General features: G+C 49.7%; 13 protein-coding genes. 1 reads left to right on the top strand and 12 read right to left on the bottom strand.

Going from position 1 to position 16,030, the window contains the following annotated elements; all coding sequences use genetic code 11:
• Positions 1–114: 114 nt before the first annotated feature.
• From DXD78_RS08405 to DXD78_RS08395, 3 genes are read right to left on the bottom strand one after another with little or no spacing between them, the layout of a single operon-like run.
• Complete coding sequence (locus DXD78_RS08405) at positions 115–708, bottom strand: hypothetical protein (RefSeq protein WP_009037717.1); 594 nt, start codon at positions 706–708, stop codon at positions 115–117.
• Positions 698–1,168, bottom strand: a complete 471-nt coding sequence (locus DXD78_RS08400; RefSeq protein ID WP_009037716.1) for an RNA polymerase sigma factor — start codon at positions 1,166–1,168, stop codon at positions 698–700. The genes DXD78_RS08405 and DXD78_RS08400 overlap by 11 nt, the downstream gene beginning before the upstream one ends.
• 3 nt (positions 1,169–1,171) lie before the next feature.
• On the bottom strand, positions 1,172–2,005 hold the full coding sequence (locus DXD78_RS08395) for an alpha/beta fold hydrolase (RefSeq protein ID WP_016272457.1): 834 nt from the start codon (positions 2,003–2,005) through the stop codon (positions 1,172–1,174).
• Between the two features lie 184 nt (positions 2,006–2,189).
• On the opposite strand from DXD78_RS08395, the gene DXD78_RS08390 reads away from it, so the two are divergent.
• Positions 2,190–4,085 (top strand): PQQ-binding-like beta-propeller repeat protein, encoded by a 1,896-nt coding sequence (locus tag DXD78_RS08390; protein WP_187370432.1) that lies wholly within the window; start codon positions 2,190–2,192, stop codon positions 4,083–4,085.
• A gap of 16 nt (positions 4,086–4,101) precedes the next feature.
• Here DXD78_RS08390 and DXD78_RS08385 read toward each other — a convergent pair whose 3' ends face one another.
• The 9 genes from DXD78_RS08385 to DXD78_RS08350 form a co-directional block, all read right to left on the bottom strand.
• Positions 4,102–6,633 carry a TonB-dependent receptor domain-containing protein gene (locus DXD78_RS08385; protein WP_034529267.1) on the bottom strand — a complete coding sequence of 844 codons (2,532 nt, stop codon included), beginning with the start codon at positions 6,631–6,633 and terminating at the stop codon, positions 4,102–4,104.
• A gap of 150 nt (positions 6,634–6,783) precedes the next feature.
• Entirely contained in the window at positions 6,784–8,079 is a 1,296-nt protein-coding gene (locus DXD78_RS08380) for a DUF4010 domain-containing protein (RefSeq protein WP_005830344.1), read from the bottom strand.
• A gap of 34 nt (positions 8,080–8,113) precedes the next feature.
• Positions 8,114–8,581, bottom strand: coding sequence for a CYTH domain-containing protein (locus DXD78_RS08375; RefSeq protein ID WP_009037712.1), 468 nt, complete (start codon positions 8,579–8,581; stop codon positions 8,114–8,116).
• 19 nt (positions 8,582–8,600) lie between these two features.
• On the bottom strand, positions 8,601–8,735 hold the full coding sequence (locus DXD78_RS21435; protein ID WP_005830349.1) for a hypothetical protein: 135 nt from the start codon (positions 8,733–8,735) through the stop codon (positions 8,601–8,603).
• Positions 8,736–8,815: 80 nt separating this feature from the next.
• Positions 8,816–9,931 (bottom strand): peptide chain release factor 2, encoded by a 1,116-nt coding sequence (gene prfB / locus DXD78_RS08370; protein WP_005830350.1) that lies wholly within the window; start codon positions 9,929–9,931, stop codon positions 8,816–8,818.
• Between the two features lie 114 nt (positions 9,932–10,045).
• Positions 10,046–10,798 carry a carbohydrate-binding family 9-like protein gene (locus DXD78_RS08365; RefSeq protein ID WP_009037711.1) on the bottom strand — a complete coding sequence of 251 codons (753 nt, stop codon included), beginning with the start codon at positions 10,796–10,798 and terminating at the stop codon, positions 10,046–10,048.
• The gene (locus DXD78_RS08360; protein ID WP_034529265.1) at positions 10,795–12,198 is read right to left on the bottom strand and encodes a family 10 glycosylhydrolase; all 1,404 of its coding nucleotides are present in this window, start codon (positions 12,196–12,198) and stop codon (positions 10,795–10,797) included. The genes DXD78_RS08365 and DXD78_RS08360 overlap by 4 nt, the downstream gene beginning before the upstream one ends.
• Positions 12,199–12,203: 5 nt before the next feature.
• Positions 12,204–13,430, bottom strand: a complete 1,227-nt coding sequence (locus DXD78_RS08355; RefSeq protein WP_009037709.1) for a DUF5009 domain-containing protein — start codon at positions 13,428–13,430, stop codon at positions 12,204–12,206.
• A gap of 11 nt (positions 13,431–13,441) precedes the next feature.
• Positions 13,442–15,892, bottom strand: a complete 2,451-nt coding sequence (locus DXD78_RS08350; RefSeq protein ID WP_009037708.1) for a glycoside hydrolase family 9 protein — start codon at positions 15,890–15,892, stop codon at positions 13,442–13,444.
• Positions 15,893–16,030: the final 138 nt, after the last annotated feature.

Raw genomic sequence — 16,030 nt, 5'->3', positions numbered from 1 at the left:
CTTTTGTTCTTCTGTCTGAAAAATATTGCCCATTTCCACTCTCCCGAAACCCGCACTTCTCTATTCAGCAGAGAGTGCAAGCTTCAAAAAGGGATTTTTGGGCAATTCAATACCCTAAAGTTCATCTATTTGCGTCTTGATCCTCTCCACCCGGACAATCAAACTATCAAGTCTCTGTCTGTTCCTCCGGATAATTCGGGGACGAAAAACAAACCAGTTCAAACCAACCCACAGAAGGAAAACCGAATAGGCAACGACCCTGAACTGTAGTGAACTCTCCTGAATATGCTCGTACATATAAAGTCCTATTCCTACAGACAACGAGATGAAATAAAAGTTCATCAGCTTGGTTTGCATAAAGTTCTCCTTACGCCTCACGGCAAGTAACTCATTCAGATACTCCCGGTTGGATTGCTCCTCATCCACAATTCTATACAAGGGAATCATCTTATGAGTGAACACAGCAACAGTGCCCATAGCCACGATTGTCAAAAGAATCCCTATCTTCGTAACCAACAATTGCGGCTTAAAGTATATCCAGACAAACGCAACAAAGCAGATGGTCATCCATAAAACCGCATTAAGCACTATCAGTTCAAGAACCTTCTTTCTCTTGAAGTGATTTACCTCCTTGAATAATCCGGAACAGTCGGCAAATGGGACAGCCTGTTTCCGCCACAATTCTTTTATATCTATGTCACTCTTCATACGCTCTTATTTTCTTTGTCAACAATGCTTTGATTCGATGAATCCTCACCCGGACATTACCTTCAGACAGACCAGTGATTCGGGCAATCTCTGCCTGCCTGACATCTTCCAATTCGAGTGAAATGAGGATGCGGTCCATCTCCGGAAGTTCGGCAATGAGTTTGTACAACAGACGAAGCCGCAGACCGATACCCGTCCTTTCTTCTTCGGGCAGGTCGGTCGAGAGAGTAACCGGAACCATGCGGCTCTGCCGTTCCAACTGACGAAGACAGCGATTGGTGGCAATACGAAAAATCCAAGTACCGACTGCTGCCTCATTTCTGAATGACGACAGTTTCTGCCAAACGGCAACAAATGTCTCCTGAGCCATATCCTGGGCCAGACCATAATCATTCACATATCCCATACACAGACGGAACACCTTACTCCAATATTCCCTATATATAGCCTCAAACTCCACTCGTCACTCTTTTATAAAACCGGTTAGCTCATTCATAAACCACTCCTTATCATCAAACATCATGAAATGCAGTCCCTGCTCGGCATACCTTAACCGCACTCCGTGCAGATTCCTATACTGTTCATTTACAATAGATGCTATATTCTTGAAATGCGGTTCCAGCAAGACCAGGACCGGAACGGCAATACTTCTGATTCGCTCCCTCAAATCCGTGTTCGCAAAGTCACAATACATCGCGGCATACGTCTTTCTGTCAGAGGCTGCACCCCATTCCACGATTTCGTCAAACTTCAAAGAGTCCGTTGTCAAACTAGCCACACTCATTCGCTGCATCCGGACAAACTGCTCGTGGTTCATGGCAGTTATCCGGGTAATCATATCAGAACAGTCTTTATCCGCTACGGGGTTAAAGTCTGGGTGGGTCAAAGCCATCAAACAAGGCAAAGCATCCACTATGACAATCTTTCCAACGAGTGTGGGAAAGTCTGCTGCAACAGCAAGTGCCAGTCCGCCTCCCATACTGTGCCCTACGAGTATGGGGCTGTCAATCCTTTCTTCCTTAATGAATGTCGCAATCTCGTTTTTCCAGCCCTCGAAGGATGGATTTTTTTCCGGCGGTACACCGGCAAAACCAGCCATAGTCAACACGTAGCAGGTATAATGTGTTCCCAATTCCGCCACTGCCTCCTTCCAGACGTCTCCCGAACTCGCAAAGCCGGGAATAAAAATGACAGACTTCTTTCCTATACCCGATTTTATCACCGAAAAAGAGTAATCTTCTGCAAAAGAACAGACAGAAAACCAAAACAATACTAAAGTCAGAAATAACTTTTCCATCACTGTACACTTTTTAATTCACTCTTTAGATACAAAGAACTTGAAAATGTTACAATGCCGGTTACTATATTTTCCGTTCATTCCTTATCAACAAAAATACAATATTCCCCTGAGAACCAATACATATTATTTATTAATAAAAGAATTATCACTATCTTTGGGCAAATTCAAACCAATCATCATCATGAAACGTATCTTATTGGCCATCTGCATGATGGCAATGTCCGCACTATCTTACGGACAAAGTAACCGCGTCTCGTTCACTTTCGCCTGGCTCAGTGACGTACACCTCAATTCCTTCGCTTATGCCGAAGACGACCTGCGGCAATCCATTGAAGACATCAATGCCAATCCTGCCGTGGACTTCACGATTCTCAGTGGAGATGTCACCGAATTCGGTGATACAAAAGAGTTCCTGCTGCTGCAGGAAATTCTGGAAGGCTTCAGGAAACCTTATCTGCTGCTACCGGGAAACCACGACGTGAACTGGAGCGAAAACGGCTGCACCATGTTCAACAAGATTTTCCAAGCATCCCACTTCTGCTACGATTGGCAAGGAGTACGCTTCATCGGTTGTGGTACCGGACCAAGCCTGCGCATGGGGCCTCCCCACATTCCACGTGAGGAAATACTCTGGTTGGACTCCATTGTACGGGCCACCCCTAAAGAACTGCCGGTCATTTTCGTCAACCATTTCCCACTGAACCGGGATTTAAGTAACTGGTACGAAGTGACGGATATTCTCAAAACACGCAATGTACTGGTGACTCTTGCCGGACACCTGCACACCAACCGCGCTTATGATGCCGAAGGCATTCCGGCAGTCATCGGGCGCTCCTCCCTGCGGAGGGAAGACCCGATAGGTGGCTATAATCTCGTCACAGTCAACGAAGATTCCATCACCTTCTGCGAACGCATCATCCAAACGGAAACCCGTCCCGCATGGAATATTGTCCGCCTGAATGCAACAGCTATTGCTTCATCGAACATTCCGGGTGAAAAGAAAGATACCGTCTACTACCGCCCTGATTTCAGTATCAACAGCACCTATCCTGCCGTTCGTGAGGTGTGGAAGCAGAAAGACGTAACCGACGTTGCCTCACAAGGAAGCATTGACGGAGAACTGTATATCTATACCAATACGGCAGGAATGGTTCATGCCCTGAATGCCCGCAACGGAGAAACGGTATGGACTTATGCCACAGGAAATAAGATTTTCTCGGCTCCCTTCATCACTTCCCAACTGGTGGTTGTCACTTCCTGCGACGGGTTTATTCATGCACTGGACAAAAAACAAGGTTCCGCCCGTTGGAAATTCAACACGGATTACCCCATTGTAGCCTGCCCTACAGTAGCAAACGGCAATGTCTATACAGGCAGCAGCAACGGAAAATTCTACTCCATCCGCCTGGCAAACGGCACGCTCAATTGGGTTACCGACGGACTGAACGGCTACATCGAGTCCCGCCCGGCTATAGACCACGAACGCATCTATATCGGAACCTGGGGAGCCATGTTCTATGCCATCGACCGGAAAACCGGGAAAAAAGTATGGGAATTCGACACCGAACGCGGAAGATACTTCTCTCCGGGAGCCTGCTGGCCCACAGTTCTGCCCTACCGGAAGAATGGAAAAGCATCAGAACAGGTCATAGTGCTCAGTTCCGACTACTTTGTACGCGCCTTCAACCCGGAAGACGGAAAAATCCTCTGGGCATCGGATGAAGCGAAAGGACGCGAATCAATCGGTTTCTCTCCGGATGGAAAGACCATGTACATAAAAGGAATCAAGAACAACATTACGGCAGCAGATGTCTCAAAAGGAAACTACACTCCACTTTGGAATACATTGATGCCGTATGAAGGTAATTTCATCCCCACCCGCATGGAAACCACGGAAGAGTATGTGTTCATCCCTACCGAATTCGGAGTGGTCCATGCCGTGCGGACAGACGGAAGCGGGATAGCCTGGAGCCATAAAGTATCCCATTCGGCGGTCACCTCACTGAAGAAGGCAGGTGACCACCGTCTCATCGTCATGACAATGGACGGAACAGTCACCTGCCTGATATATCCGTAAATGAATTCGTAGTAGTCTATTCACCGCCGCCACCGGAACCGCTACCGCCACTCTTCACATCGTCATTGCTGATGGTGCGTGCAGCCTTCTTCACGCTTGCCTTCAGCTCGCCGATGCGGTAGCTGACGCTTATGCCGAAACGTTGGCGGCTATACTTATAGCTGCTTTCGCGTATAAAGCCGGCACCTTCGGTAGTAGAGCTCTGGTCCATATACTTCTTGAAGAAGTTGCTGGCAAAAGCGGACAAAGTGAGACGCTTGTTTAGGAATGACTTGTTGACACTCAAGCCATAATCGAAGAAGCTGCTACCCTTACCTTGCAGCATAATCCACGGCGTCTGTCCGAAGACATTCAGACTGATGCGCCAATCGTGGGGCAGCGTCTGCTGTGCACCACCGTAGGCAAAGAGGCTCCAGCCGTCGTTACGCATGCCCTCACTGCCCTCCATGTAAGAATAATCACCGCTCATGTTCATGTAGATACGTGTACGGGGAGTAGCGTTCCAGTTGACGTAAGCACTCACACTGGCACGGCGGGTCTTACCGATGTTGGCGTAGGTAGAATAGAGCACATCCTTTCCCGTGGGGTTCTTCAATCCCTCAATCTCCGTATCGGGCATGAGCTTCGTTACATTCTCAATACTGTTGTTGGTGAATGAATAGCGTGCTGAAAGGTTAATATTGAACTTCTGCGTGAAATTACTATAACTCAAATTGAATGCATGGCTCTTCTCACTGTCCAGTTCCGAATTACCCTGACTGATGTAGGAGGGGTCGGTATCATTCAGATACGGATTCAGGTACCAGATTCCCGGACGATAGATACGCATGTTGTAGCCCAAGCGCAGATTGGACATATCCGTCAGCTTGTAGCCGATGGAGGCGGAAGGCACTACGTCGTCAAAGTTCTTTGTGAAGTCCTCGCCACGCCCCACCAGATACTTCACATCCTGGATGGTATGCTCGTAGCGCACTCCCAAACGGCCGGACAGCCTTTTCACTTTCAGCCCATATCCCAGATAGGCGGCAATAATATCATTCAGATGCTTGTAGTGCGAGCTCTGCTCCTTGTTGTATTCATACTTTCCGGTATCGTCTGCATCAAAACGGTCGTCCTCCGAAGAGTTGTTGCGCAGGATGTACTTGGCACCAGCCTCCAGCGTATGCAGCTTGCCGATAGGCGTGGTATAGTCGGCCTGGAAAGTATGCTCGGTGGTGTTCTGCTCGCCGTCGTTATGCAAATTTCTCAGACGTTTCAGATAATCAGCCCAATCGGGATTATAGCCTTTGTCTATTTCATATTCCGTGTAGGAATCCGACGTTTGCGGACGGGTGTTTATCTTGTAGGAGAATGTCAGCATGCGGTCCTTCACCTTGAACAGACGCTGGTAGTCGACACCTCCATCGATGGAATACCAAGAAGACTTGCTGCGGTTGAAAGCCGAATAGCTATAAATGGGAGCGGCGTTTATGTTCTCCGGAAAGGTGGCGATGTAGTCCGTAGAGCCGTTGCTCTTGTTTCCGCCACCCCAAAGTCCGAAAGACATAGTGACCAAGCGCAGTGTATCTATTTCGTAGCTGGCCTCCATGCTGCCCGACTGGAAGGAACCGTGGCCCTTGTTACTGCCGTCATAGTCCAGATTGGAAGAATTCTCCGTAACAGCTTCCGACGTCACATGCTGGCTGCCGCTGCTGTAGTTGCGGGGCTGGTCATTATAATTGTAGTTGTAGCGGGCGCTGACAGTCAGCTTGCCGCTCTTTATCGTACCGAATGCTCCACCGCCTGCACCGCGGTTGCTGACGTTGGCACTGAACGTAGCCGTATAGCCTTCGAGTCCGCTACCCACGGTGACAATGTTCAGAATACCGCCCACACCTTCAGCATCATACTTGGGGCCGGGATTGGTAATCACCTCGATATGCTTAATGCTGTTGGCAGGCATACTCTTCAGTACCTCGGTCGGGTTATTGCTCATCATGTTGTTGGGCTTTCCGTTGACGTACACCTTGAAGCTGCTGCTCCCGTTCACCTGAATATTGTCCTCGCCGTCCACCGTCACCAACGGTACCTTGCGGAGCATCTCCAGCACAGAGTTCGACTGGGCATCAGGGTCATCCTGCACATTATATTCTATCTTGTCGATGTCCGCCTTTACCAAAGGCTTTTGAGCTACAATTTCCACTTGTCCCAGCTCATTGGAAGCATCCACGATGTAGAGTGTGCCGAAGTCCACCAGGTTCTCTCCAGCCTTCACAGAGAAATCCTTCACGATAGGGGTACGCCCCACGGAAGTGATGGTCATTACGAAGTTGCCCGTACCGGGAACTTTTTCCTGAAACTGGCCTTTCATATCCGTTACCAGCATTTTCAGCGCCTTTGCAGGGGCCTCTTTCTTCACGATTTTAATGGTAGCATAAGGTTCACCCTCCTGGGTGAGCGAGTCGAGCAAAATTCCTTTAACCTGGAAAGAAGTGTTTGCCGTGTTTTGCGCTGCAAGCAGTCCCGAAATCATCAGCATCCATAGCAGCACAGTCCATTTTGTTCTCATTGCGTTTTTATATTTAGTGACTATTCATGTTTATTGTCTTGGTATTAGACGTTTCCCGTTCGAGTTTTGTCACAATGAATTCGGCAAAAATAGCCCCTTTTTCATGCATTTACGAGACTTTCGGAGTTAAAAAAGCAAAAAGAAAGCAATTTAGAGAAAATAGAAGAAAAGTAACAGACAGATATTTGCGGCAATAACAGAGCCGAATCCCCCCAATATCCACGGCCGCAAAGGGCTTTTTCCACCGGCAAAGAATAACGCGTAGCACATGTTTACCGCTATATTGCTGACAATAGCCTGCATGCTGCAAGCCGTAATTACCAGCACCGCCACGCTGCCCGTCCCTTGAAGCAGGTTCAGGATGAAAGGAGTGATGTCACTGAAGCCCGAAATGAAAGAGAGCAGGTTCAGCCCACCCGTACCGGCATACACCAGCGTATAGTGTGTCAAGATAGTGAACACGACAAACAGCATGGCAAAAATCAGCGCCACTTTAAACTCCAACGGATTACTGCTGTCCTCGTCCTCCGTGGTCTGCGTGCCGTCGTCCACCCGTTTCCGCTTGGAATGCAGATACCATGCCACGGCAGCCGTTACCACCGACATTATCAGCAGGTAGGGATAAATGGCCAGTAGCGTCTCCCGGCTGAAAATACCTATCAATATCAAGAAACGGAGGAACATCATACTGACCGCCAACAACATGGCCGCCACATATTCGGGAGCATCCTGCACAGAAGCCTTACGGCTCTTTCGCGCCAGTACGGAAATGGTAGCCGTGCTGCTGTACAAGCCTCCCACGATGCCCGAAACCAGAATGCCCGACTCATGGAAAACGTAACGCTTCAACAGATAAGAAAGGTAGGAAATGCCCGATACAACCACCGTGGCCAGCCAAATACTGTATGGCGTCAGGTTGATGCCGGGAATAAGATTCTCATTGGGCAGCATCGGCAGGATAATGCCGCTGATGGCAAGGAACTTGGCAAGCGTAATCATCTCGTCGTTCTTCATGCGCTGGGCCAGTTCCGTGAAGGTGTGTTTCAGCTCGGTGAAGAGCAGGACGGTCACTATGACCATGACGTAGAACCACGACGGCTGCGTGGCCACAATGGGAGCAATGCAGTAGGTGATGAGTGCAATAATGATGGTGGTTACTCCGAACACATGGTACTGTGACTGCTTCACATAATAGTTCAGTCCGAGCAGCAGTCCCAGAATGGCGCCTCCTCCCATGAACAGACGATAGCCCGTAGGGTCGAGGATATAGAGCAGATAGCCCAGAATGCCTATAAAAGTGAAGGTGCGGTCGGTACCGAAAAGCGTAGTTTCCCCTTCGCGCTTCAAGCTGATTTTACGCTGTGAAAGCCCGATGAGTAAAGAGAATACAGTGACCAAAAGGAAGGTGACCAGTTCTCTTGGCAGGTAGTCGTAAAGTTTCTCCATGACGATTAAACAAGTACGGCATACAATTGGTTTGCTACCATGTGGTGAAAGGGTGTTTCATCAGTTGCGAGTTATAGTAGCGGACATCTCCCGTCACCTCCCGTCCGATGAATGCAGGTTTCACGAAAGGCTCGTCTTCCGAGGAGAGTTCCACCTCGGCCACAGTCAGTCCCTCATTCTCGCCATAGAATTCATCCACCTCAAAGACGTGCTGTCCGCTGCGCACCAGGTAACGGGTCTTGTCGATGATACCCGGTTCGCACAGCTTCAGCAATTCCCGCGCTTCGCACAGCGGAATTTCCTTTTCCCACTCGTAGCGGCTGGTTCCCGATTCATTGGATGCACCCTTGATGGTGAGAAATCCCCGTCCATCGCGGATGCGCACCCGTACTGTCCGTCCACGTACACTGCTGATGTATCCTTGTACGATACGGCTGTGTGCATACGCTTGTGGCTTGTATTCTCCCGTCACGAGGAATTTCCGTTCTATCTCCTGCGGCATGTCGTTTCCAGTGATTTTATCAGCCCCAGTAAGAGTAAGCCACAAACATGGCGATGACCAATACAATGGCTATTACTCCCATCGTCATCATCACTTTCTTGGCTTGTTGCTCTTCCTTCTGGCTGTGCATTGCTTTCTTTTTACTTTTTCCCATGGTGTGTTTTATAGTTTAAAGTTCAACGATGAACAAAGTAAGAAGAAATTCGGGAAGAATGCAAATGAAAGGGAGAAAATTTATTCGCCACTTCCTGCAAACTCCATCAGGTAAGCTTTGATAAAGCCGTCTATCTTTCCATCCATCACACCATTCACATCACTGGTCTGGAAGTTGGTACGGTGGTCCTTCACGCGGCGGTCGTCGAAGACGTAGCTACGAATCTGGCTACCCCATTCGATTTTCTTCTTACCGGCTTCCACCTTTGCCTGCTCGGCCATGCGGTGTTGGAGTTCCTTGTCGTAAAGCATGGAACGGAGAAGGCGGAGAGCGTTCTCGCGGTTCTTGGGCTGGTCTCGTGTCTCGGTATTTTCAATCAGGATTTCTTCCTCTTCGCCCGTATATGGATCCTTATACTGATAGCGCAGACGGACACCGGACTCTACCTTATTGACGTTCTGTCCACCGGCGCCACCACTTCGGAAGGTATCCCATGACATGCGGGCAGGTTCGATGTTCACCTCGATGGTATCATCTACCAAGGGAGTGACAAACACGGATGCAAAAGAAGTCATACGCTTGCCCTGGGCATTGTAGGGCGAAACACGCACCAAGCGGTGTACACCGTTCTCACCTTTCAGGTAGCCGTAGGCATAATCGCCGGAAATCTCGATGGTACAAGTCTTGATACCTGCCTCGTCTCCTTCCTGCAGGTTGGCGATGGTGGCCTTATAGCCGTGAGTCTCGGCATAGCGCAGATACATACGCATCAGCATGCTTGCCCAGTCCTGGCTCTCCGTACCACCGGCACCAGAGTTAATTTTCAGCACACAGTCCATCTGATCGGCTTCCTCGCGAAGCATATTCTTGAGTTCGAGGGCCTCGACAGCAGTGATTGCCTTGGCATAGGCATCGTCCACTTCCTCTTCAGTCACCAGTTCGTCTTTGTAAAAGTCGAAAGCCAGTTGTACCTCGTCAGTCAAGGTCTTTACCTCATTGTAGCCGGAAATCCATTGCTGCAAGCCTTTCACTTTCTTCATCTGAGCCTCGGCAGCCTTCTGGTCGTCCCAGAAACCGGGAGCCTGGGTGCGGAGCTGCTCTTCTTCCACCTGTATCTTCTTTCCTTCAATGTCCAGATAGCGGTTCAACGCCTCGGTACGTTCTTTGATATCTTTCAGTTGTTCTGCGGTAATCATATATGCATTTACAATTTAGGAAGTGCAAAGGTATAAAAAAACACATAATTCCGCAATTGTCAATCCAATAAGTAATGCTAACGGCAAATGATTCCACCAGAACACCCTAAAGATTTATTCAAAAGACAAGGTGCCGAAAAAGGCCGGACAGTGGAACATGGGGCGTTCCAGCCCGATAGGACTCCAAGAAAGGAAGTGGGGAGTCTGGAGTTTGTCACCACACTTGTAGAAATTCCCTTTCATTGTTTTTCCGTCCAGAGAACCGACGGAATGCTGGAAGAAAGCGGAAACGGGAATAACCATGGCCAGTTCCCAGCTGCACTCGCCCAAACGTTCCTCGAAAGGTTCGCCGGCCAACGAGCTCCAACGTTTCACCATGCCCAGCACCTCCTGACTCGCCGTAGGACGGCGCTCATTGACTGCACCTCCTTGAATCAGCAGCCTGCCGGCGCAGTTACATTCGAAATTGTAATAGCGGTCGTCACCTTCGGGAGATACGAAGAATTCCACACAAGCATCTTCCCATACCCGGCCATTGTCTCCGGAGGCCACTGCACGCACACTGGCTTCCTTCACTTTGTAGTGGAGCAGGATTTCGCGCCCCGTATGGGCTATGCGGAAACTCACTTCCGGCTTGTAGGGATAATCTTTCCAGTTGACCACATCAAGGGGCTGAAACTCTATCCCGTTCTCGTCCAGCAAAGACGGCACAGCCTCACCTTCCGGTGAAGCCGTACACATTACTTTCTTTACGGACAAGCTCTTTCCACTCTGGGCATTGCAACAAACCATGCCTACCATTGAAAACACCAAGAGCAGAAGGAGTTTGCTCCCGTAATCTCTCACTATCATAAAACGTCCTTTCATTTCTTATTAGTAGAAGCCTTGTCTGCTACTGCTACATCCCAACCGGAAACAACGTCGCCGTAAAGATAGAATGTCACGTCAAAAGTAGTCTTGCTATTCTCATCCACCACTTGGTAGCAGCGTGTCGCGTCATAGGAATCCACCTCCTTGTACTCGCCCAATGCCAGCGGAGCCGGCTCTTCCTTGCCGGCAGCCTTGGCTATGATTTGCTGCATGCGTTCCTGCATCAGCTTCATAATGCCTTCATGCTTGAAGGGGTCGGGATCCGCCACTTCGGGATGGGTAGCCTTTATCACCCCGCCATTGGCGGCACGCACGACTCTGACACTGTCCGTATAAGCCTTGAACTGCCTCTTCACCTCCGGAGAACGCAGTCCATGAATGGTAAATACGGCAATTCCCTGGGCGCCGTTGTTGAGAGCGGCATCCATGCATTCGAACATCATCGGGCCGTCGGTGGCGGTCATGCCGCAGTACAGTGTAGTCATATCGTTCTTGTCGCGTACATTCTCAACCGTACAGTCGGAAATGAAGCTGGCATCGCCCGTATAGAAGGTATGGTAAACCATCGGGAACACGATGTCGAGATTCCATTTGCCCCAGTCCTGGCGCACCATGCGTGAAGCCATCTTCGGGGTGGGGAACGGGGAGGCAGCCATTGTCTTGCCGTAGGAGTGCACCACTTCGGCAATCATATTGGCCACTTCGGTTATCTGGTCGCAACGGAACTGACGCCACTTCACATCAAGCGAAGGGTCTTCCTGTTCGCGAGGGTCATAACCATGCTGCTCCTTGAACAACCTGAGCATTTCCGGATGGTAACCGTAATCCCACGCAGCGTATTCACGGTCCTGCACAATGCCATAATGGGGCCACAAGGTGGTGGGAAGCACCACATCCACAAAACGATGATAGTCGATGGCAATGCCATTCAAGCCTTCCACTTCGCAGTAGGCCTTGATTTTTTCCTTGATGAACTCGCGGACTTCGGGCAATGCCGGGCAGAGAAACTTGTAATAGCCTACATAGGCGGTAGTGTCTGCCAGGCTCTTGCCGTTACGATTCACGCTGAACCATTCGGGATGCTCCTTCAATATCTTGTCACGGTCGTGTTCCAGATTCATGGTCCATAACCAGGCATACACTTCGATTCCGTGTTTATGGGCAACCGGTATGGCAGCCCGGTAATCGTCGGGAGTCGGCGCATTCAGCATAATTCCATCCATGCCGATGTCGTTCATCACTTGGCAGATGGAGTCGAAGTTCATGCCGGGACGATAGTCCAGCCACGTCCAGAACATGGGATATTCCTTGGTTGTTTCCTTAGCTCCCTGCTGGCACGAGAACATGCCCAGCGCAAGGAACAGCAGCAAGAATGCAGGTAAAAAGCTCTTTTTCATTCTATCTAAATTTTAAGTTTAACATGCAGTTTTTCCATCACCCACGTAACGCCGATTACCACAAAGGCAAAACAAAGGCAGTTGACCAGCCCCATGAATCCATGTGTGAACCAGTCCGGCAGGACAACACCGGTCACATCAGCAAAGCCATAGAAGACATAAGGCACCAGATAAGTGGTCAGCGTAGCCGTTCCGGCAGGGCGTATCAGGTTGAACCAACCTGTGACCTGATGGCTGACCAGATAGCCGAGCAGTGTGTAGAGCCCCACGGAAATGGCAGTCACATAGAACACCCAGGGAGGAGTACCACCCATCTTGGCCACAATCCAGAAATGGTGTGTCCCAATTCCGACCAGCAGAAGCAGAACGGCAACCGTCAGCCCATTGCGGAGTTTCCAGCCGTCACCCTTGCCGGCATAGCGGGCGCTGAGAATGGAAAGGATGACACCTCCCATTGTAAATGCGGGCAAAGCCCCGTTGCCGATATGCAGGATGGACAACATGCCCTGATAGAAGTTGCGTTCGGGAAAGGCAAGGATAGCCTCACCACCAAAGCCCTCGCGCAAAGGCGTACCCAGCAGGCATATCAGGATAAAGGCACCCCAGGCAGGCAGCAGATACTGCAACCGGTCACGGCTGAAGATATAGATTACGGCACATACCAGATAGGTCCAGCCGATGGAGCCCAATATTCCCCAATAGGCACCGAATACACCTCCCTGCGGATTGCGGAACGTGAAGGCAAGGTAAAGGAGAACCAATACTCCGATTATTTTAAAAGCACGGAAAAGGTTCTTCTGAGTGCCGGAAGCCGGTTTCGGATATTGGTTCCACACACCGATAAAGCCTATGGCCATCAGGAACCAGTATACTCCTATCGGATAGGGAGCTTCCGGTGAAAGCCGGAACTCCGAGTTCGTTATAAACGCCCCCATCACCAGCAAGGCAAAGGTGCGGGAAAGGATATGCCCCAAGGTGGACTCTGCCGAGAAGCCCTTGGCATATCTGCGCTCAATGGCGTAAGGTATGGACATTCCCACTGCAAACAAAAAGCAGGGGAATACAATATCCGCCAGTCCCATAAAATCCTCACCATAGACGGCATGTTCCAGCCAATGGGGTACGTCATGCACTTTCCAGAAGTCATTGACGAAAATCATGATGAACATGGTCAATGCCCTCAGCATGTCGATGGCCAGGTTGCGCCGTGAATAAACAGTCTTGTCACTCATATCATCTTGCTTTAGAATTCAGAAACCAACATCAGCCATCTGGCTGCCGAAGAGCCCCACACCTCTTTATAAGTAGCCGTATTGAACTGTGGCCAATAGGGCGCGTCCTCATTGAAATAGGACTGCATGCCTACGGGTATCTCTCCCACCGTTTCTCCGGGCAATGCCGTGTAGAGCTGCGGATAGTTGCTGCCTTCCCCATAAATCATGGACTGCCCGAAAGGATTCCGGCCTACAACCCAGAAGAGCTGCTGTTCTGCAATGTCTTTCAGTTCCTTGTCCTTCAGTACCCTGGCACAGATAGCGGCAGCTTTACCGGTAGACAAATGTACGGCAATATTTCCCTTAAACGAGAACCAGACGGGGAATATGCGCAAATAATGCTCTTTATCCAGACGGATACCGTTTTCGAGCTGTTCCTCAAAATCCTTATCGGCACCGCTGCGAATCCCTACCTGAACGGCATAGAAGTTGGCGGAATCCTTCACTTCATCTTTGTGATAGATGCCACTGGGCACCATTCCATAAGGATATACATACTTCATGATATTCTTCAGATAACCGCCATAGAGTTTCATGGCACGAATCCACTGCTCATACTCGGCATGGCCGGACTGTGTCTCGCAAAGGGCGGCAAGGGCTTCCATATAGGCATAGTCGCGAGACTGGTGGGTATAGTGTACAATGGACTTCCTGGCCAAATCACGGTAGAAGAAGCCGCAGGTCTTGTCTTTGTCTTTCAGCGGTTCGGTGCGCTGGCACTGCAAGGTGTAGCGGATAGCCTTCACGGCCTCATCGGCATACTGCTGTTCGCCGGTCAGCTTGTAGAGCATGCTGGCTGCCCATGAAATATTGGCGTGATACTGGCTTTCGGATGCCATGGCGGCATGTCCCCCACCCTTCTTTATCAGTTCGGCAAAGCCCAACTCATTAAAGCGTTTCATGGCATAACCGAAGTCTTCCTTTGCAATCTTTTTCAGATTGCTCCTGAGGGCTTCATCCTTCTCAACCATCATGGAGGCATACGCTTCAATTCCTGCAAGCAGGAAATTCTCCAAAGCTCCGTTATGGACAAGCAGTTCGCGGCGACCGGCATCATCGTCGGTGCCCACCTTACCGTCGGTCCATAGGTTGGTGCCCCATGTCTGTGCACGGTAGCCATCGCCCAGACGGGTCTTCATCACATAGTCCATTCCCCACAAAGCCTCTTCCATCAGGCGGTTGTACAAGTCTACATTGCCTTTTTCTTTGGCACGTTCGGCCATCAAGAGCAAGGAATAGGCTATCTCTCCCGTCTGTAAGGTCTGTTGGGACATATCGGCGGCATCGTGCCATCCTCCGTTTATAGGAATGATATGTCCGTTGTAAGTGGCATGCAGGTCATTATGACAAGCCCCGTGCTTTCCGGGAACGGGATAACCGCAACGCTCGCAGAACAGGAAGTTCACCATACGCCAGGCAGAATCATCCCACACATCCTGATGGATATAGAAAGGCAAGGTGGTGACATCCCCTACCTGAATGACGTAACGGCCTTGTGTCTTGAAGTCCGAGAAGTCTATCGTCTCGAACTCTCCCAGGCCGGTCTTTTCCTTACGAACGGGACCGGTATAAACAATGGCCTGCGTAGCGGCATCCTTCAACTGGAACTGTCCGCCGTGCTTTTCCACATTGACAATGGCGCTCTTGGGGCTCTCTATACTATAACCGGTAGTAGAGAAGATGATGCGGTTCTGTGCAGGCATCCAGCCTTTCACGGTTTCCGGGTTCTCCACCTTCTGAAGTTCCACGGCATCTACATCGAAGCGAAGAGAGTCACCCATAGTACGTTCTTTGCCGAACACTTCGATGGCAAATGAAATCTTGGTTACCTTGTCGCGCGCCAGTCCAGACATCTCGACGAAGCATTCGTTCCATTGGTTATTCTTCAGATTGATTTCGTGGTAGCCTTCCCGACCGTAAATGTCGGGTACTTTTATTTCTCCGTCATTCTCCACATAAAGGTTGAGGTAGATGCTGCGTGCTCCTTCGCACGTGGGATAGATATAGAACTTCAGACGGTTGTAACCTTCCCAGTCCGCGCCTCCTATATCATAAGAGGCCATGCAAGTGCCGCGTCCCAACCCCCAGCCGAGAATCTTCTCCGGATGGGCGGGAGCTTCCAGACGCAGACTGTACTTGCCGGACTTACTCCGTTCGTCAGTCAAACCAATCTTACCGATGCCCTTGTGCGACCATTTGGAGAAATCCTCCATATCACACAGCATCACGGTTTCCAACACTTTCTTTTTCAAGCCGAATGTTTCGAAAGCCTTTGTCTCGTCGAGCGGTAACGGACTGTGCACGTAGCCCGTACTGACGATGTCGGCTTTCAACTTTTCATCTACCTGGGCATGAAGCAAAACGGCCGGGGCACAAAGCAGACCGGTCAACAAGCAGAGAGGTTTAATGAGTTTCTTCATGATATATTTTAAGATTAAATCAGACTATTGAGAAAATTAAAATCAACTGTTAACTATATTGAGCAAAAAATATTTTTATAATCAAAGACCAACAAAAAAACACAAATCCTAATGTTAATGTATTGCTTATTAGTTAAT

It is taken from the genome of Bacteroides sp. D20 (assembly GCF_003436255.1).
GTDB classification, from domain to species: domain Bacteria; phylum Bacteroidota; class Bacteroidia; order Bacteroidales; family Bacteroidaceae; genus Bacteroides; species Bacteroides uniformis.
Note: the sequence above shows the minus strand (reverse complement) of the source record. Positions and strands in the feature narration are given on the sequence as shown.